This window comes from Bradyrhizobium sp. PSBB068 (assembly GCA_016839165.1).
In the GTDB taxonomy this organism is placed as follows: Bacteria; Pseudomonadota; Alphaproteobacteria; order Rhizobiales; family Xanthobacteraceae; genus Bradyrhizobium.
Genome location: CP069300.1, coordinates 2,782,356 through 2,800,970 on the forward strand (window position 1 = coordinate 2,782,356; position 18,615 = coordinate 2,800,970).

The following is an 18,615-nucleotide window of genomic DNA, read 5'->3' on the forward strand; positions in this document are numbered from 1 at the left end:
GACGGGCGAAGAAGTCGTGGTAGAGCGCCGAGTTAATGATGGCGATGAGGTCTCGTGGCTTCATCGCGTAGAAGGGCTTCTTGAAGTGCTTGCGAGCGAAAAGAGCTAGGTCGGTTTCTCGCCAGCCTGCATCAATGACGCTGGTGAGCTTCTGAAGCTCTACCGGGCTTTCACAGGCCCCATAGAATGCCCTGAAGGCTTTGCAGGTGTCGATGGCTCTGCCTCAGTGTTGCCGTCGCATGGTCTTGGCAACATCGACCATGATGAGGTCGGTGACGTTGTAAGGGGGCACGAAGCCCTCAATGAACTCGTGGAGCGCTCTGCCTTCCCGTATCACTGTTCGGAGCAGGCGGCGCTTTGCGTCGTCTTTGCAGGCTTTGAGGAGCGGAAGAAGCTCCAGAGCGCGTTCGGGCGATATCGTCGTATGCGTTGGGGTCTTCATTTCTGATGGTGGTGGGGGGCTGAAGGATGGCGGAGCACTTTCGGTGCGCGGAAGGGGGCTGCGTAAGCTCCCCTTGCCCTCGTGCTTATCGTCGCCTACTTTTCGGGTGTGACGCGCCGCTGTGAACAGCGCGCCACGAGCGCTAGGCGATTAGATCAGGTAGAGGGCGAGGCTTATCACTAGGCTTCGCCCTTTCCATTTCCACCGTAGACGGCGCGCCTCCCTGTATAGGCGTCCGACTAAATCGCTAACGCGCTGTGCTAATTGAATTTGCGCGGATAACGGCCTTAATCATCGAAGTGCCACGATTTGGCCCACAGGCAGGGAAGGCCCCCCTCCCTCTATAGGTACACTCTGAAACGGTGAACCGCCTGACAACATTGCCGAAAGTTGATCTTTTGGGCGCATTCGTATATACGAGACGAAACACTTAGAGGTCTTATGCGCGAGGAAGATTGCCGGGCTGCTCTGGAGGGAATTAGGTGGTCCAGTGGTCCCGTGTGTCCGCACTGCACCGCATCGGGCACCGCCATTACCTTGATAGGCGGGGCATCCCATCGTCCCGGCCTCTACCTGTGCTCAGAATGCAGACGGCAATTCACCGTCACCGTGGGCACACCGCTAGAGGGTTCTAAGCTTCCCCTTGCTGCCTGGGTTTCGGCGGCACACATGCTCAACAGATTGCCCCATGTCGTGACAGCGCGAGAGATCGAGCAGGCGTTAGGTGTGACGTACAAGACAGCGTGGCACATGGTGCAGAAGCTCTTGGGGGCTGTTGAGAGCTATAGAGGTCCCCTTCCATTCTTCGGTGCCACCGTTAGACAGCGGATTGAACCGCTGCTGCCTAAGAACAGGAACACCAAGAGCGCTTGGGCGCGAAGGCGTGCGAAGATCAATGCGGGCACGTACAAGGCTCCGCGAGTGCCTGTAGCCGTTGGGGCGCTGTCAGCCTTGAAGTTCTCACCGCCACCCAGCAAAGCTCATGTAGAGCGCACGGAGCGCTTCTTGCGATGGGTGCTGAGCAAGAGAGAAAGTAGATGAGTGCTTCTAGACGGCAAACGCCCGTGCCTATCATGACCGATGATGAACAGCGGTACATGGCCTTCGAGGGGCTTGTTCAGTGGGTGTCTAGCTCGATTGCGCAAGGCAAGCGCATTGCCGACGCTACCGCGACTATGAGCCCCTACAGACGCGAAGACTTCAGGTTGTTAGCGGCACAAGTGCGAACAGAGCATCACTACTTTGCCATCGCCGCCTACAAGGTTCTCGAACATCGTGAATGGGTTCGGGGCCTGGGTCTGTGCCCAAATGTGGATTTCTCAATGCTTGACCAATTCTCTGCTTCCGATATCCGCGATCTAAGGAACATGAGGGAGCACGTCGTGGACTACTTTAGGGGCGTCGGCCGCGACAAGCATCGTTGGTGGAAGGAGACGCCGGAGTTCAAAGCGGATGCCAGTGCATCGGCGGGAACCCACATCGGAGGTAGGCTAGACTGGAAGCAGTTTGCACTCGCCGCTGAGGCGCTTCTTCCAGCGTTGCTCGCGGAGCCGATACCTTACCCGCCCCGGTAGCGGTATCAGTTCGGAGGGACCCATTCTCACTGTCAGACGGAAGGAGGGGCCCTTTGCCATTCCGCGACGGCCCCGGGGGACCCAGAGCTTTCACGCGCCGCTTTGGTCGAACAACAACGGCGACTTTAGGTCCCATTTTTGAAGTCGCATTTGGCAAGAAATGGGCCAGTACGGACTGTCGCCAGGGACCCTAGAGGCCTCGAAGAGACAGCCAAGGGAAGCGAAGGGCAGCGAGAGAGCCAAGCGCTGCTTCGGAACGCATGAAGTCTTCATGCTCTCGCTAACGCTATCGGAAATCGGGCTGTTGCTTCCCGACAATGGGCCAAGCTATGCCGCAAGCGAGAGCGCTTGGCATAAAGCCGACACTGCCGCAAATGCCGCAGCGAACATGTTGAGGCGCGCAGCCTTCTTCATTGCGGTTTGGAAAGGCTCAAGCCCGTCGATGCCTTCGTAAGTCGATCTGACGACCGGGAGATTGACGAGCGCTGACGCAGCCCAAAGAATGGCAGCAAGCAATGCGAAGGCAGCACTAAGCCAGCTGAGACATTGAGCGCCGTGCGCTGTGATCCAATGATAGAGGACCATCTAATCACACCGCCCCTGGAATGCGATTGAGCAGCCGTGCCACGGCCGTAACGTGCCAAGAGCCCCCACGAGGCGCATTGATGCCCTGGTTGTTTAGCTCCTCAGTGATGCCACGGACGCTCGTGACGCCAGAGCGCTTGATGCCCTCAACGATGCCCTGAAGGTCCATTGCGCGCTGTGCGGCCTTCTCTTTGATCCTCGCCACTGCTTCAGCGTTGCCGGTCTGCTTGCCCCGGAGAGCGCGCGCGCCGTTGGGGTTGCCCAGCTTCACCCCTCTGGCCTTTACGGCGGCGAGAGCATTCTTGGTTCGCTCGCTAATCATCCCGCCTTCCAACTCCGCTACCGCTGCCATCTGGGTCAGCAGAAAGCGGCCCATCGGCCCAGGGGGGACGCTGGGCAGGTCGCAGAAAACCAAATCGACGCCAGAGTTCACAAGCGACCGCAGGAGGTCCACGTTGCGCGTCAGGCGATCCAGCTTCGCGAAGACGATCTTGGCCCCGATAGCCTTGGCGTGGGAGAGGGCGGCCGCCAGCTTGGGCCGGTCCGACTTCTTGCCGCTCTCGGTTTCCACGTACTCCGCCACCAGCGTCCAACGTCCCCCATTGAGGTAGGCATCGACTGCGGCGCGCTGAGCTTCAATGCCAAGTCCTGAACGACCCTGCCTATCGGTGCTGACCCGGAGGTAGGAGATAAATTTTCCACTGGCCATGGTCCAAACACCCTGAAACACATTTTGCTGTAACCGACGTTACATGAAAATGTGTACAACGCTCATAGGACTTTTTGAATCCCAGGGATTCCGATTTGCATGGCTGGCCTTCAACCGTTCGGGCTGTGGGAATTGGGGAGAGCACTCGCAATGGGTGTGCAATACCCCGCCTTGCACGTCGAATCACTATAATGGGGACCGCAAGCGAATCAGCGGGCAAGTAGAAATCGGTCGGGGTTCTGAATGGAGAAGCGCCAAATTACGAATGACGAAGCGGAGATCATCCTTTCCTACGATGAGAACCACTTCCGCGATTTGAAGGCAAAAGAAATTGCGCCTGCGAAGCTCTCGCGCGCCGTTTCCGCTTTCGCCAACACCGCAGGCGGGGAACTGTTCGTGGGCATTATGGAGCATGACGACGGTACGAGAACCTGGGCCGGATTCGGGGACATAGAAGCGGCAAACGGCTTAGTGCAAGTGCTTGAGGCACTTTCGCCAATGGGCAATCTCTATTCAGCGCAGTTCTTGAGCGCGACAGGTAAGGAGGGACTCGTTCTTCATCTGGCTGTCCGCAAGACGCGCGAGGTCATTAGCGCAACCGACGGCACGGCCTACGTCAGGAGAGGCGCGCAAAACTTGCCCGTCACAGGAGAGGATGCGCTGAAACGTCTCCATCTCGACAAAGGGCTTTCGACGTTTGAGGACGATACCGTTAACGTACCTAGCGACACGATTACCAATTCAGTTACGACGCTTGAGTTTGTCCTGTTACAGGTTCCGAGTGCGGAGCCGGATGCTTGGCTGAAGTCGCAGTTCGTTCTTACGAATGATAAGCCCACCGTCGCTGGAGTGCTGTTGTTTGCGGACGAGCCGCAGGCCGCATTACCGAAACGAAGCGCCATCAAAGTGTTTCGCTATGCCACCAGGGAGGAGGGAGTAGACCGAGAAACGCTCGCATTTGATCCTCTCAGCATAGAAGGTCCGATCTACGATCTAATATCGAAGGCCGTTTCTACAACGAAGGAGATCGTTCAAGGCATCAAACGCGTGGGCGAAGCTGGGTTGGAAGAAGTCAGCTATCCAGACGAGACTCTGCACGAGATCATAACTAACGCTGTGCTCCACCGGGACTACAGCCACCAAACCGATGTTCAAATACGCATCTATGATGATCGAATTGAGGTTGAGAGCCCCGGCCGCTTTCCTGGACACATTACAGCAGCCAATGTCCTTACAGAGCAATTCGCACGCAACCCGAAGCTGGTGCGCCTGATCAACAAATTCCCAGATCCTCCTAATAAGGACGTGGGGGAGGGTCTAAACACTGCTTTCGCGGCTATGCGGCGCATAAGATTGAAGGAACCAGAGATTGCTGAAGGCGCGAACTCAGTGACAGTCTTCATTCGCCATGAGCGCCTATCGTCGCCTGCTTCGATGGTCATGGAATATCTTGAGACCAATCCGACCATTACCAACGAAATCGGGCGCGGCATCACGGGCTTGAGGCGAGACGTCCAGATGAAAGATATCTTCGTCCTATTGAGAAAGAAGGGGGTGCTGGAGCAAGTTCCTGGAAAGCGAGGCCGAGCCACAGCGTGGAGGAAGGTGCAGCCTCCCAGCTAGCGCGCGCATCAATACGGCGGATGATGACGATGGCAGCAGGGAGGCTCGCGAAGTGTCAAATGACAAGCGTTTATTGTTCGGCAGTGATTTTGGTACGGGCGAAAGCGCGCTTCATTTCTTAAGCAACCAGAATTTCCATGAGGCAAGCCTGATCGTTTGGCAGCCCTCGACAGCGTTCGGCGAAGTTCATCCACAGCAGCACGGGCGCGCCGTGGCCTCTTTGGACACTGCAATGCTTCTTTCAGATAGGTTGTCTTCCCTTGCTGATTGGATAAGGCAAGGTCACACGCTCATACTGATCGGACACGCTCCCCTCAAATACAATTTTCAAGACCCGCAGTCAGGCCGTGTCGTTCCTGTGCCGTTAGAAGGGCATCCTCCGCTTGATGAGATTGAATTCAAAAGCGCTGGCGGTACTCGCATCGAGTATTGTGGTCCAGCGTCCGCTTCGAACCTGTTCAAGCCCCACTTACCACTCCTCAAGTACGATGTGGTAATTGGCGGAGAGGGCTTGGCGCCTCTTCTGCGAGTGGCGCTTGGAGGGCGAGGAGAGCCGCAAATTGTTCGTGGCTATCGTCGCTATGGAGGCGGACTTATCGTTTATTTGCCCAAAGTAGTCGTGGGCGCTCAGACCGCTGCCTTCATAGACGATGTTTCGCAGCTTCCTGGAATGCTCGCACCCTCACCGACAGAAGTTCCTCACTGGATTGATCGATATCAATCAACAGGCGATAAGGAGCTATTCGCCAAAGTTGCAGCTTTAACAAGCCGTCTCGAAGAGTTACAGAGCCAGTTGAACGTTCAGCAAGGCCTCATCCAGAGTTCGCGTGACCTGAAGAAGCTGATTTTTGATACCGGCACTGGGTTTGCTGAGGCCGTTGCCGACGCCCTAGAAGAACTTGGATTGTCCGTTGTTGAAGGCCCACACCCTCGTGCAGACCTCCTCGCATCGGACGGAGCGCGATATGCGGCTGTCGAGGCTAAGGGTATCGAGGGCACAACGAAGGAGAAGGATGTCCGAGAGGTTGCCCAGTGGATGGCCGAAGTGGATAGCGCTCTGGCGGACGACGGTGACGACAACGACCCTGACTTGGCTCGGTACGTAACGCAACTGGCTAAGTTACCGATCCAACGAGACGGAAGTGACTGCAAGGGCCTTCTGATTATGGGCACCTATCGTAAGCTTCCGTTGTCGGAACGAGACTCGCCAAGCTTCACGGAGCCGGTTGTCCGAGTGATAGAGCGGGCGGATATTTGCGCGCTAACAGGAGCGCAATTGCTGGGGCTTGTCTTGCAGTCGCGGGAAAATCCCGCTTTGAAACCGATCATACTTAAGGAGCTTTTCGAGACACGAGGGGTCCTCGCGCGCGCATCTAGTTGGGACGAGTTCTTAGCGAAAGTAGCACCTGAAAACGCGGTTAAGGACGGTTAGGAGCCAATTCATGCCCCGCGTAGTTCCCTCGCAAGTCGCTTCTTTTATCGATCAAGCGTTCGAGAGCGATGCCGTCGGCGTCAGTCACAACACGGCAGGGATGTTTTCAGCGCTTGTGCGCCTGGTTGAGGAGATTCCTCAAGAGTTGCTCACCTTGGGGGCATCCGACTACGATGATCTAATTTGCGGAATGGAGGCGATACGAAGCAGCGTCACTTTCTGGCAGCAGAAGGGAGTAGGTTCTATCGGAGCACCCACGGTAGTTAATCGGAGAGCGCTGAATCTAATTCACTCAGCCTTGCTCAAGTGCCCGGATGAAATTCCGTCGCCCTCTACCGCAGACTTGGCGTTCATTGAAGACGCAGAGCTCAAAGATAGCATACGGCTAGACATCAGCACGGCCACCAGCGCGTTTCACAACGGTGAGTGGAAGGCCGCAACAGTGTTGGCTGGCTCGGCCGCCGAAGCATTGCTTCTGTGGGCAATCACGGATTCGTCCGAGCTACAAACCTTGCCATCACCTCCGAAGGGTGCGCCAGATCGGTGGGGTCTTGGTGACTACATCGGCGTAGCCGAAACACTTTCCCTCATCGACGCCGATACTGCGAAACAGGCTACATTGGCGAAGAATTTCCGAAACCTTGTGCATCCCGGGCGCGCGCAGCGGTTGGGCGAGAGCTGCGACCGCGCGACGGCTTTAACCGCGCTGGCCGCGTTGGAGCACATTGTACGGGACCTGATTAGACGACCCGCTCCTTAATCAGGCAATCAAATGCTCCTGCACTTAGTCTGCAAAATCCTACATTAGGCGAGGTCTGCATCTCGTGCGAACGTGCGCAACAGAGCCGTGGAAGGCTCCGGAGGTAGCGCGATGGCTGACAAGAAGTTCAAATGCGTCCCGTTTGTAACGGAGGTTATGACCGCGCGCTATCCGAGGCTGTCGGAGCCTGACACCCAGGGCGAGTACGCTGACGGCAAGTACAAGACGGAAGCGACTGCTGGCAGCGACTACACCGAGCGCTTGCAGGATGAAATCCAAAGGGTCGCGGAGGCCAACTTCCCTCGTAAGAAGCACGTACACGTTCCGTGGAGGGACACGAGGGAGGGCGAGATTGCCTTCATCTTCAAGTCTCCGAAGATGCGGCCGGAGCTTAGCGATGCCAAGGGCAATCCTCTTGTGGCTGGCATTGTCATCCATGGAGGCTCGCTTATTCGCCTTTCGGGCGTCATCGCTGCTTGGGAGAAAGGGGCCAAGCGGGGCGTTTCGCTGTGGCCAGATGCCGTGCGCGTCATAAAGCTCGCTGACGGCGCTGAAGCCGCGCGGGTTGATGATCCCGAAGGCATCCCCAGCGGCGCGCAGGCGTTCGGGCCTCCTGAAGACGGCTTTGACGGGGCTGCATACGCCCAGTGGTGCAATCGCCTTGATTGCCCGTTCAATCGGCGTCAGGCACCGTAGCTGAAGCCATCGCTTTCATCACTTCGGTTCCGTAGTCCACCTTTTCAATAGCCTTCCGTAAGTTCACAAGGTCTCCCTTGGAGTAGTGGCCATAGGTCATGCTTCCCTTACGGCTATGTCCTACGAGTAGCTTGACGGTGCTCTCAGGCACCTCCAGCCCTTCCATACGTGTGATGAAGGTATGCCGCAGGGCGTGGAAGTCCTGCTTATCTCCAGTGACCCCCGCCTGATCTCTGAACCGGCCATACGCCTTGCTGATGTACCAGGAGCGTTTGTCGTCTGGTCCGCCCGGCTCAAGACCTGCGAACAGATACTCATCCTTGTCCTTCTGGCGGCGCTCTATGATGCCCACGGCTAGGGGATGGACAGGTATCTCACGTTTGGCCGCGCGCGTTTTGCCGCTGGTGATGACCAACCAATATCCATCCTCGCGCTTGTGAACGTCAGAGCGCTTCAAGGCGCACAACTCCTCCAAGCGCGCGCCATGCAGTAAGGCGAGCCTAAGAAGGTCGCTAAGGACCTGGGCGAACTTGGGTGTGCTGTAGCGGCCTTTGAGGAGCTTCAAAAGCGCGTCCTCACTGAGGCGCTTGCGGTCAGGCTCCTGCTTCTTGCCAAGTTGCTGGCCGAGCCAAGGATTGTCCCCGGCCACCCCACGGCCTTTTAGCCAACGCCAGAGAGAGGAGAGGGAGGAGACGTGCCGTCTGGCGGTAGCGCGGGCAAAGCCGGAGGTGTTCATAAGGTCTGTGACGTATTCCCCCGCCTTCTTCCGGGTCACCTCCTCAATGGACACGCTGTCGCTGGCCCAGCCCATAAAGCGCTTAATGGTGCTCTCGTGCTGCGCCTTCGTTTGGCCCGCGTGCTGGACCTCAGCCAGCCAGAGGGGGTACTGGTCCTTCAGCAGCGTGGCTTGACCTGTGGCAGCGTTGTAGAAGCGCGCAGCGGCCTCTGAGCCATCCTTGTCGAGTATCTCGCGCGCCTTAGCCTTCAGCCGGTCAAGCTCTTCTTCGTATTCGTTCCACTCGTGGTCCTCTTCGTCCTCGTGCCACACGTTCTTGGAGCTTTCGAGCGCTTGGCGGAACTCGGCCGCCAGCCGGGACAGCTTCGCATCCTCATCGCTGGCGCCTTTAGCCAGTTCAGCAATCCGCCGATGGAAGTCAGCAACATAGAAGTGCTTGCGCTTGTTCGCTTCAGCAAGGCTGTCGGTGCCCAGAGACTTTTTGAAGCGCTTCCGGCCTGCCTTCGCCTGTAGCGGCTTAGGTACCTCCACCACGACCGAATATGTGTTGTACTGCTTGACGAGATACTTCCGGTCCATTGGGCAAACCACCTAGCTGACCCACCTAGACTTATTGGCGAAAACATCTATAAACAAGCCATTCTAGGGCTTCCGCGACGTTCTGGCAGAGTATCCAGGTTCCCCAGCCAATCTGCCACAGCGGCGAAGCCATACCCCAAAATTCCGATGATCGCCCGCGGCCACCAGCTCCCGATGGTGACGCCGGTCGTGACAAGACAGCAGCCCACGGCATCGAGGCTGGATTAGCCCGGCGTAATCCACCATGGTCTCGCGCGTGAGGTCCTGGGTGTTGCGACAGAGGTTTGGGTGATGGACGAAATTCTTTATGCGCGCGAGGCGTCGATCGGCGTCGACGAGTTCATCGAGGTGTTGCGCCAATCGGGCCTCGGCGAGCGGCGTCCGCTCGCGGATACCGAGCGGATGGCGCGGATGATCGCCAATGCCAACCTGATCGTGACGGCGCGCAAGGCGCACCAACTCGTCGGCGTCTCGCGCGCGCTGACCGATTTCGCCTATTGCTGCTATTTGTCCGACCTTGCGGTCGATCGCCAGTATCAGGGGCATGGCATCGGCAAGCGCCTGATCGCGGAAACGCGGCGCTTCGCCGGACCTGAATCGATGTGCCTGTTGCTGTCGGCGCCTGACTCGATCGGCTTCTACAAGACCATCGGCATGCCGCAGCCCGACAATGCGTTTCTCTACAAGCGCGAGCGATAGCAGGCGGCGATCCGCGCCGCGCTATTTGATCTTGTCGTAGACCGTCGCGAAGTCGGCGAGCGGCATCGGGATCGAGATGGTCTCCTTGCCGAGATTCTGGAACGAGACCTTGAGCTGCTTGCCCGATTTCAGCTGGGTCAGGACATCGGCGGCGATCGGCGCATTGATGTAGCAGCCGCGCGCCTCGCAGGTCTGGATCGGCACGTCGACCGCCTTGCCGTCGTCGACCTGCAGCTTGGCACCGACGGGCAGGTTCAGGCCGAGCGGAAGCTGGATCAGCGCAACCGGGGCACGGGTGTCGCCGGGAACGCGGATGTTGACCAGCACGATGAGCTGGCCGGTCTTGCTGAGAACAGCGGTCTGCTCCATCGCGCATTCGAGCGGCGCATCGCGGCTCGCGCTGGTGCAGCGCGCGACCCAGCCGGCATTGTTGCCGGATGCATCGCCTTGCGGCGCGGCGGGCGCAGCTACGGGAGCCGGGGCGGGCACCGTCTTGCCCTTGGGCGTCTGGGCGTGGCCAAGGCCGGCTGCGCCGAACGCGGTGAACAGGACGACGAGAAGCGACTTTGCGACAATCTTCACGATACCGGCTCCGAAATGAACATCTTCGGATGTGCCGGTATGGAGGCAAATGTCAAGTCACTCGGCGGCCTGCTTGACCGATCGGTCCTCGCCATCGTCGGCATCGTGGCCGGCGCGCGGCGAGCGGCCCCAGTTCGCAAACGCGTTGGAGAGCCGGTCGAGATAGAGATAGACGACGGGCGTCGTGAACAGCGTCAGCGCCTGGCTGACGATCAGGCCGCCGACCATGGCGTAGCCGAGCGGCTGGCGGATTTCGGAGCCGGTGCCGGTGCCGAGCATCAGCGGGACGCCGCCGAGCATAGCGGCCATCGTCGTCATCATGATCGGGCGGAAGCGGAGCAGCGCGGCCTGACGAATCGCCGCCACCGGCTCCATGTGCTGATCGCGCTCGGCGGCGATCGCGAAGTCGACCATCATGATGCCGTTCTTCTTCACGATGCCGATCAAGAGGATGATGCCGATCAGCGCGATCAGCGAGAAGTCGAAGCCCGCGGCCATCAGGATCGCCAGCGCGCCGACGCCGGCCGACGGCAGCGTCGACAGGATGGTGATCGGGTGGATGTAGCTCTCGTAGAGGATACCCAGGATCAGATAGACGACCACGAGCGCCGCCAGGATCAGCAGCGGCACGGTCGACAGCGATTGCTGGAACGCCTGCGCGGTGCCCTGGAAGCTCGAGCTCAGCGTCGCCGGCGCGCCGAGGTCGACCATGGCCTTCTGCACCGCATCGGTCGCCTGGCCGAGCGCGACACCCTGCGCCAGGTTGAACGAAATGGTGATCGCCGGGAACTGACCCTGATGGCTGATCGACAGCGGCCGCACCGGCGTGCTGGTCCACTTCGCAAAGGTCGACAGCGGCACCTGTTCGCCGGTCAGCGGCGACTTGATGTAGATGTTGTTCAGCGTGTCGATCGCGCCCTGCAGCTCCGGCAGCACCTCGAGGATGACGTGGTAGCTGTTGAGCTGGGTGAAGTACTGCGTCACCTGGCGCTGGCCGAACGCGTCATAGAGCGTGTCGTCGATCAGCTGCGGCTGGATGCCGTAGCGCGAGGCGGTGTCGCGGTTGATCTTCAGCTCGACCGTGGTGCCGTTGGTCTGCTGGTCGGTGGCGACGTCGCGCAGCTGCGGCAGCGTCTGCATCTTGGCCAGGATTTTCGGCGCCCATTGATTCAGCTCGGCAAGATCGGCGTCCTGCAGCGTGAATTCGAACTGGGTCCGGGTCGGTCGGCCGCCGAGGCGGACGTCCTGCGCCGCCTGCATGAACAGCCGGGCGCCCTGGACCTTCTCCAGCTTCGGCCGCAGCCGGGCAATGATCTGCTGCGCATTGGCGTCGCGCTCGTTAAGCGGCTTGAGCGTGATGAACATCGTGCCGTTATTGCCGGCGCGGCCGCTGCCGCCGATCGCCATCGCCACCGTCGCGACGGCGGGATCCTGCATCACGATCTTGCCGAGCTCCTCCTGCTTCCGCTTCATGTCGGCGAAGGAGATGTCCTGGTTGGCTTCCGAGGTCGCGGAGATCAGGCCGACGTCCTGCTGCGGGAAGAAGCCCTTCGGAATGACCACGAACAGGTAGATCGACAGCGCCAGCGTGCCGAAGAAGATCATCAGCGTGGTGAACTTCCAGCGCAGCGCGAGGTCGAGCCCGCTCCGATAGCCGCGCAGCATCGCGTCGAAGCCGCGTTCGCTGAGCTGGTAGAAGCGGCCGTGCCTCTCCTCGTCGTGGGCGCGCAGGAAGCGCGAGGCCATCATCGGGGTCAGCGTCAGCGACACGAACATCGAGACGAAGATCGTCATCGCCAGCACGACAGCGAATTCGCGGAACAGGCGGCCGATGATGCCGCCCATCAGCAGCAACGGGATCAGCACCGCGACCAGCGAGATGCTGATCGACACGATGGTGAAGCCGATTTCCTGCGACCCCTTGAAGGCGGCGGCCATCGGCTTCTCGCCCTCTTCGATGTAGCGGCTGATGTTCTCCAGCATCACGATGGCGTCGTCGACCACGAAGCCGACCGCGATCGTCAGCGCCATCAGCGACAGATTGTCGAGCGTGTAGCCGAACACCCACATCAGCGCGCAGGCGCCGAGCAACGCCAATGGCACCGTGACGGTCGGGATCACCGTGGCCCAGAAGCTGCGCAGGAAGACGAAGATCACCATCACGACCAGGAAAATGGTCAGGAGCAGGGTGAACTGGACATCCTCTACCGCGGCGCGGATCGTGGTGGTGCGATCGGAGATGACATCGATCTTGATCGCCGGCGGGATCGCCGCGACCAGTCGCGGCAGCGTCGCCTTGATCTTGTCGACGGTGTCGATGACGTTGGCGCCGGGCTGCTTGAAGACGACGAGGAACACGCCGCGCTTGCCGTTGGCCCAGGCAGCCTGCTTGGCATCCTCCGGTCCGGTGACGGCCTGGCCGATGTCGCGGATCCGCAGCGGCCCGCCGTTGCGATAGGCGATGATGACGTCGTTCCAGGGGTCTGCGGTGAGCAGCTGGTCGTTGGCGTAGATGGTGTAGGCGCGGGTGGCGCCGTCGATATTGCCCTTCGGGCTGTCGACGGTCGCGATGTTGATCGCGGCGCGGACGTCCTCCAGCGAAAGGCCTTTCGCGACCAGCTTGGCCGGGTCGATCTGGACGCGGACCGACGGCTTCTGCTGGCCGCCGATGACGACCTGCGCGACGCCGGAGATCTGGCTGATCTGCTGGGCCAGCTGGGCGTCGACGGCATCGCTCACGGTCGTCAGCGGCAGCGTGTCCGAGGTCGCCGACAGCAGCATGATCGGCGAGTCGGCCGGGTTGACCTTGCGATAGGTCGGCGGCGAGGGGAGGGTCTTCGGCAGCTGGCCGCTGGCGGCGTTGATCGCGGCCTGCACGTCGTTGGCCGCGCCGTCGATCGAGCGGTTGAGGTCGAACTGGATGGTGACCGCCGCAGTGCCGAGATAACTCGTCGAAGTCATCTGCGCGATGCCGGGGATCTGCGCGAACTGGCGTTCCAGCGGCTGGGCCACCGAGGTCGCCATCGTCTCCGGGCTTGCGCCGGGCAGGGACGCGGTGATCTGGATGGTGGGGAAGTCGACTTGCGGCAGCGGCGCGACCGGAAGCAGGGGGTAGGCAACGAGGCCGACGAACAGGATGCCCGCCATCAGCAGCGAGGTGCCGATGGGAAAGCGAATGAATGGTGCGGAAATTCCGGCGCTCATTCCTGCGTAACCTTCGACTGGGACTGGTCAGAGCTCGCCACCGCCGTCGTCACCAGGGTTCCCGGCGAGACCTTGTACTGGCCCGCGGTGATCACCTGCTGTCCCGGCGACAGGCCCTCGTCGATCACCGATTTGCCGTCGATCGATTGGGTCACCTTGATCTTGCGCAGCTCGGCCTTGTTCTCCTGATTGACAGAATATGCGTACAGGCCTTCGGTGCCATGTTGCACCGCATCATCCGGCACGACGGTGGCATCCTTCAATGTGCGGACCAGAAGCCGGGTCGAGACCGACTGGCCGGGCCACAGCGCACGGTCCTTATTATCAAACACCGCTTTCAGCCGGACAGTCCCGCTTGTCGTGTCGACCTGATTGTTGATCAGCGCGAGGGTTCCGGTCGAGAGCACCCGCTTGCCGTCGGTGGTCAGGGCAATGGTCTTGGGCGGCGCCACGGCCAGCGCCGCCTTGATATCGGGCAGCTGGTCCTCCGGCGCGGTGAAGATCACCGTGATCGGCTCGATCTGGGTGATCGTCACGATGCCGGTCTGGGCCGAGGCATTGACGATGTTGCCGATATCGACCAGCCGCAGGCCGACGATGCCGTCGATCGGTGACTTCACGGTGGTGTAGTCGACCTGGGTCTGCGCGTTGAAGATGGCGGCTTCGTCGGCCGCGATCTGCGCCGTGAGCTGGGCCACGGTGGAGCGCTGGGTGTCGAGCTGCTGGCGGGTCGCGAACTCGCCGAGCTTGGTGTAGCGCTGCAAATCGAGGTTGGCGTTGGCGAGGTTGGCTTCGTCTTGGGCCTTCTTGGCCTTGGCCTGGTCGAGCGTCGCCTGATAGGGCCGCGGGTCGATCTCGACCAGCGTGTCGCCAGCCTTGACGAACTGGCCTTCCTTGAAAGCGATCTTGGTGATCTGGCCGTCGACCCGGGTGCGGACCTGGACGGTGTTGAACGCCTGCACTGTGCCGAGACCGGTCAGGTAGACCGGGAAGTCTGCCTTTTCGACCGGCGAGATCTTGACCGGAACAGCCGGGCGCTGCTGGGCGGCACGCTTCTGCGAGGCCTCAGCGGCCAGCTTGTTGTCGGAATATTTTTGCCAGCCGAAATAACCGGCGGCGCCAACCGCAGCGATCACAAGAACCCAACCGATGGTGCGTGACTTGGACATGCGGACTCTTGGGTTCGACGAAACGATAAAGGGTGATCGAAACGGCTCTCAGAGCTTGCGGATATAATATGCGTGCACTTAATGTGTAAACACACCAAGGCTTGAGAATCCTAAACATTTGGAAAGGTTTAGGTCAGAAACGAGCAGAAATATTCCGTCTGGGAAACGCACCGAGGACCCCTATGTCGCTCGATCTCAAACGCCAGTTCATCGCGCAGCTCGTCGAGAGCTCGAGGCTGCTGCGCAACTATATCGATCATCGCGCCAAGGCGCGAGGGACCACGCGTGCCCAATGGATCGTTCTGTTCCGGTTGCGCGAGCAGGAGGGGCTTTCCCAGGTCGATCTCGCCGACGTCCTCGAATTGCAGCCGATCTCGTTGGTGCGGCTGCTTGACCGCCTGGTCGAGCACGGCCTGCTCGAACGCCGCCCCGACCCCAGGGATCGCCGCGCCAATCGCCTGTTCCTGACCAGGACCGGGCGCCGCCTGGTCGACGATCTCGACAGTCTGCGCGACGCGATCGCAGGCGACATACTGCGCGACGTATCGGACAGGCATATCGAGAGTGGCCTCGCCACGCTTCGCGAGGTCAAGGATCGCATCAAGGCGCTCGGTGAGGGCGCGGAGCACATCGCCGCGAAATAGCGCGCGTCTCGTTGCTCGCGGACCTGCCCTCGATTCGTTCAGCTGTCGCAGCTTGCGCGACGCGGTTGAATCGCCGCGGGATGTCGTTCATATCGCGCAGCGACAATGCGAGAGGATGAGGGCAGCGATGGATGAGTTGAACGGGCGCATGATGGCATGCCAGATCCTGGTCACCGGATTGATCGCGCGCGTCGCCAACGAGCAGCGTGATCCGCTGCGCTTTCTCTCCGACTTCCGCGACGAGATCAAAGCGGTCGTCGACGGTGTCAATATCGCCGGCCTCGAGAACAGCGACCGCGTGCGGCAGGTCGCGCAGCGGACCATCGACGAGCTGTTCTCGCTGATGAAGCCGCCAGGCGGCGAGTGATCGCGGAGTGGAATTCGTCGGCAGCGCGAAAGCTCGCCGACGGCGCGCCGGCAACAGTTTAGAACGATTATTAGAACGCTTAAAAACTAGAGTTTAGAACGATTTCAAACCACAAATTAGAATCCCTTTGAACTGGGGCGATTCAAGCAAACTGTGGCGCTGATCGCATTGATAAAAAAACTCACGCTCGATAACCGAAAGAGACAGTTCGTCGCACCGTGATTTCGCGACGAACGTGCTTTTTGGGGGCGTGGAAGAAATGAGCAATGTGAGGGCGCCGAGATCGCTGCGCTTCGATGCGGTGGTCGGTTCTGCCGATGGTACGGGATATTCAGCCACGAAGGTCTCCGCAGTCGCGAGCTTGATCGCGGTGGCGTCGTTTTCGGGAGCCGAGGCGCAGCAATCCACCCTTCCGCCGGTGAATGTCGATGCACCTGTGGCTCGCCCGCGGCCCGTTCGCTCGAAGCCCACGTCGGATCAGGTCCGCGCCCGCGACGCGCTGCGCCGCGCCGCGCGCCGCAGCAACCAGCAGGCCCAGCAGGCGCCGGTGCCGTTTCCCAATGCCGGCGGTCTTGCCGCCGACCGCGATCGCTACGCGGATCCGGCCGCGCCGTACAAGGGCGACCGTTTGCAGGCATCCGGCAAGTTTCCCGAACCGATCCTGAACACGCCGAAGACGGTCACGGTGCTGACCAAGGACATTCTCGAAGACAAGAACGCGACCTCGCTGAAGTCCGCGATCCTGTCGACGGCCGGCGTTACGCTCGGCACGGGCGAGGGCGGCAACGCGTTCGGCGACCGCTTCTTCATCCGCGGCTTCGATGCGCGCAATGATGTCTTCATCGACGGCGTGCGCGACGCCGGCGTCAGTGTCCGCGAGAACTTCTTCACCGAGCAGGTCGAGATCCTGCGTGGCCCGGGCTCGACGTTTGCAGGCCGCGGCACCACCGGCGGTGCGATCAACATCGTCACCAAGCAGGCGACGACGGAGAACAGCTTCTACAACATGGACACCTCGTTCGGCACCGATCGCACCAAGCGGGTGACGCTCGATGTCAACCAGGTGATCAGCCCGACGCTGGCGATCCGCGCCGGCGGCTTGTTCCAGGATGCCGGCGTTGCCGGCCGCAGCTATGTCACCGACAATCGCGATGGCGCGTTCGTCGCCGGAACGTGGAAGCCGGTCGATGCGGTGAAGATCACCGGCAACTACATCCATACCGAGCTCACCGGCATCCCGGACTTCGGCGTGCCCTACTACCGGCCGAGCACCGCGAGCACGGCCGGTGGCCCGTTCCCGGATTTCGGCGTCAACCGCAACAATTTCTACGGCTTCGTCAATCGCGACTTCTTCAGGACCGGGCAGGACATCGGCACGATCAACGCCGAGGTGCAGGTCACGCCGGACCTCGTGATCAGCAACAAGATCCGGGAATCGCGCTCGACCCAGAACTACATCGGCACGCTGCCGGAATCGCCGGCGTTGGCCAATCCGCTGTCGGCCTCGACATTGACCGCGAATCCGCAGAGCCGTTACCAGGTCACCGACGTGTTCGCCAATCAGACCGAAGCGACCTACAAGTTCAACGACGGCGCCGGCTTCAAGCACACAGCGCTGGCCGGCTTCGAGTATGACAACGAAAGGTCCTCGATCGACAAGTATCTTGGTCTGAACTCCGAAGCGTTGCCGGGCGGGTTCAGCGGCGGCGGATCGCTCGCCGGCGTCAGCGTGTTCAATCCGCAATACACGAACATTCCGTTCTCGGTTCCGTCGGGACTGTCCGGGCTGCCAACCAAACTCACCATCGACACCAAGAGTGTCTATGTCATGGACAGCGCCAATTACAACGATCTCGTGATCCTCAACGGCGGCGTCCGCTATGACGATTACAACATCAAGACCAGCGGCTATGGCACGGTCAATGGTGTTGCCGGCGTCTTCGGTCAGCAGCAGCAAGACTACGGCATGCCGAACTTCAACCTCGGTCTGACACTCAAGCCGTTGCCGAACGGGAGCGTCTATGCCGCCTATGCCACGTCATCCAACCCGGTCGGCGCGGAGTTTGACGGTTCGAGCATCCAGTATGGTGGCCTCGCGCCGGTTCTCAATGGCAATCCAAGCCAGATCTTCGGGCCGGAAAAGAACAAGGCGATTGAAGTCGGCACCAAGTGGGAGTTGTTCGATCGCCATCTGCTGGTGACCGCTGCGCTGTTCCAGACCGAGAAGGAGAACGCGCGCGAATCCATGAACGTCACGGCGGCGACCGCAACCGCCGCATGTCCTTATCCGGCCGGTACGACCGGAAGCGTCTCCTGCATCAGCGCCGGCGCGGCCTATCGCATCCGCGGCATCGATCTCGGAGTGGGTGGCAAGATCACCGACAAGTGGAGCATGTTCGGCGGTCTGGTGCTGATGCAGTCGGAGGTGACCAAATCGAATATTCCGCCGGCGAACACAGCTCTGTACACCACGAATGTCGGCTTGCCGCTTTCCAACGTGGCGCATCAGTCGTTCAGCATGCTGACGAAGTATCAGCTCACCGACATTTGGGAGCTTGGCGGGCAGGCGGTGTATCGCTCCAAGGTCTATGGCGGCACCTTCCTTGCCGCCAACCAGGGCACCTCGATCCCGAGCTATTGGCGCTTCGACGCCTTTGCCGAGGCGAAGATCGACAAGCATTGGACCGTGAAGCTGTTCGTCAACAACATCTTCGACAAGCGCTACTACGACGCGTTGTACCAGAGCGCGGCACCGTTCGTGCTCGAGGCACCGGGGCGCGCCGCGTATCTGGTCGTGTCGGCGCGTTACTGACG

General features: G+C 60.4%; 17 protein-coding genes. 10 read left to right on the forward strand and 7 right to left on the reverse strand.

The window, feature by feature from the left end:
* Positions 1-883 precede the first annotated feature (883 nt).
* Positions 884-1,483, forward strand: coding sequence for a transposase (locus tag JQ507_12750; protein QRI72274.1), 600 nt, complete (start codon positions 884-886; stop codon positions 1,481-1,483).
* Positions 1,484-1,515: 32 nt separating this feature from the next.
* Positions 1,516-2,016 carry a hypothetical protein gene (locus JQ507_12755; protein ID QRI72275.1) on the forward strand — a complete coding sequence of 167 codons (501 nt, stop codon included), beginning with the start codon at positions 1,516-1,518 and terminating at the stop codon, positions 2,014-2,016.
* A 327-nt stretch (positions 2,017-2,343) separates the two neighbouring features.
* On the opposite strand, the gene JQ507_12760 is transcribed toward JQ507_12755, so the two are convergent.
* A complete protein-coding gene (locus JQ507_12760; protein QRI72276.1) occupies positions 2,344-2,601 on the reverse strand; it encodes a hypothetical protein in 258 nt (85 codons plus the stop codon).
* Positions 2,602-2,605: 4 nt separating this feature from the next.
* Complete coding sequence (locus tag JQ507_12765) at positions 2,606-3,310, reverse strand: recombinase family protein (GenBank protein QRI72277.1); 705 nt, start codon at positions 3,308-3,310, stop codon at positions 2,606-2,608.
* Between the two features lie 243 nt (positions 3,311-3,553).
* On the opposite strand from JQ507_12765, the gene JQ507_12770 reads away from it, so the two are divergent.
* From JQ507_12770 to JQ507_12785, 4 genes are all read left to right on the forward strand, one after another.
* Positions 3,554-4,933 (forward strand): putative DNA binding domain-containing protein, encoded by a 1,380-nt coding sequence (locus tag JQ507_12770; protein ID QRI72278.1) that lies wholly within the window; start codon positions 3,554-3,556, stop codon positions 4,931-4,933.
* Positions 4,934-4,985: 52 nt separating this feature from the next.
* Positions 4,986-6,365, forward strand: a complete 1,380-nt coding sequence (locus JQ507_12775; protein ID QRI72279.1) for a hypothetical protein — start codon at positions 4,986-4,988, stop codon at positions 6,363-6,365.
* A gap of 10 nt (positions 6,366-6,375) precedes the next feature.
* Positions 6,376-7,125, forward strand: a complete 750-nt coding sequence (locus JQ507_12780; GenBank protein ID QRI72280.1) for a hypothetical protein — start codon at positions 6,376-6,378, stop codon at positions 7,123-7,125.
* Between the two features lie 111 nt (positions 7,126-7,236).
* Positions 7,237-7,821, forward strand: coding sequence for a hypothetical protein (locus JQ507_12785; protein QRI72281.1), 585 nt, complete (start codon positions 7,237-7,239; stop codon positions 7,819-7,821).
* Here the strand turns inward: JQ507_12785 and JQ507_12790 are convergent.
* On the reverse strand, positions 7,799-9,136 hold the full coding sequence (locus tag JQ507_12790; protein QRI72282.1) for a tyrosine-type recombinase/integrase: 1,338 nt from the start codon (positions 9,134-9,136) through the stop codon (positions 7,799-7,801). The genes JQ507_12785 and JQ507_12790 overlap by 23 nt on opposite strands.
* Before the next feature lie 291 nt (positions 9,137-9,427).
* Here JQ507_12790 and JQ507_12795 point away from each other — a divergent pair, with 291 nt between their 5' ends.
* Positions 9,428-9,835 (forward strand): GNAT family N-acetyltransferase, encoded by a 408-nt coding sequence (locus JQ507_12795; GenBank protein ID QRI72283.1) that lies wholly within the window; start codon positions 9,428-9,430, stop codon positions 9,833-9,835.
* Positions 9,836-9,856: 21 nt separating this feature from the next.
* Here the strand turns inward: JQ507_12795 and JQ507_12800 are convergent, their stop codons facing one another.
* Genes JQ507_12800 through JQ507_12810 form a run of 3 tightly spaced genes read right to left on the reverse strand, consistent with a single transcriptional unit; the run spans position 9,857 to position 14,790 of the window.
* Positions 9,857-10,417: an invasion associated locus B family protein gene (locus JQ507_12800; GenBank protein ID QRI72284.1), complete on the reverse strand. Its 561-nt coding sequence runs from the start codon at positions 10,415-10,417 to the stop codon at positions 9,857-9,859.
* Positions 10,418-10,474: 57 nt separating this feature from the next.
* Positions 10,475-13,621: a multidrug efflux RND transporter permease subunit gene (locus tag JQ507_12805; GenBank protein QRI72285.1), complete on the reverse strand. Its 3,147-nt coding sequence runs from the start codon at positions 13,619-13,621 to the stop codon at positions 10,475-10,477.
* Positions 13,618-14,790: an efflux RND transporter periplasmic adaptor subunit gene (locus tag JQ507_12810; GenBank protein QRI72286.1), complete on the reverse strand. Its 1,173-nt coding sequence runs from the start codon at positions 14,788-14,790 to the stop codon at positions 13,618-13,620. The genes JQ507_12805 and JQ507_12810 overlap by 4 nt, the downstream gene beginning before the upstream one ends.
* A gap of 182 nt (positions 14,791-14,972) precedes the next feature.
* Here JQ507_12810 and JQ507_12815 point away from each other — a divergent pair, with 182 nt between their 5' ends.
* Positions 14,973-15,434 carry a MarR family transcriptional regulator gene (locus tag JQ507_12815; GenBank protein ID QRI72287.1) on the forward strand — a complete coding sequence of 154 codons (462 nt, stop codon included), beginning with the start codon at positions 14,973-14,975 and terminating at the stop codon, positions 15,432-15,434.
* 127 nt (positions 15,435-15,561) lie between these two features.
* Complete coding sequence (locus JQ507_12820) at positions 15,562-15,801, forward strand: hypothetical protein (GenBank protein QRI72288.1); 240 nt, start codon at positions 15,562-15,564, stop codon at positions 15,799-15,801.
* Positions 15,802-15,894: 93 nt separating this feature from the next.
* Here JQ507_12820 and JQ507_12825 read toward each other — a convergent pair whose 3' ends face one another.
* Positions 15,895-16,140 (reverse strand): hypothetical protein, encoded by a 246-nt coding sequence (locus tag JQ507_12825; protein QRI73654.1) that lies wholly within the window; start codon positions 16,138-16,140, stop codon positions 15,895-15,897.
* Between JQ507_12825 and JQ507_12830 the strand changes: the two genes are divergently transcribed.
* On the forward strand, positions 16,061-18,613 hold the full coding sequence (locus JQ507_12830; protein QRI72289.1) for a TonB-dependent receptor: 2,553 nt from the start codon (positions 16,061-16,063) through the stop codon (positions 18,611-18,613). The genes JQ507_12825 and JQ507_12830 overlap by 80 nt on opposite strands.
* Positions 18,614-18,615: the final 2 nt, after the last annotated feature.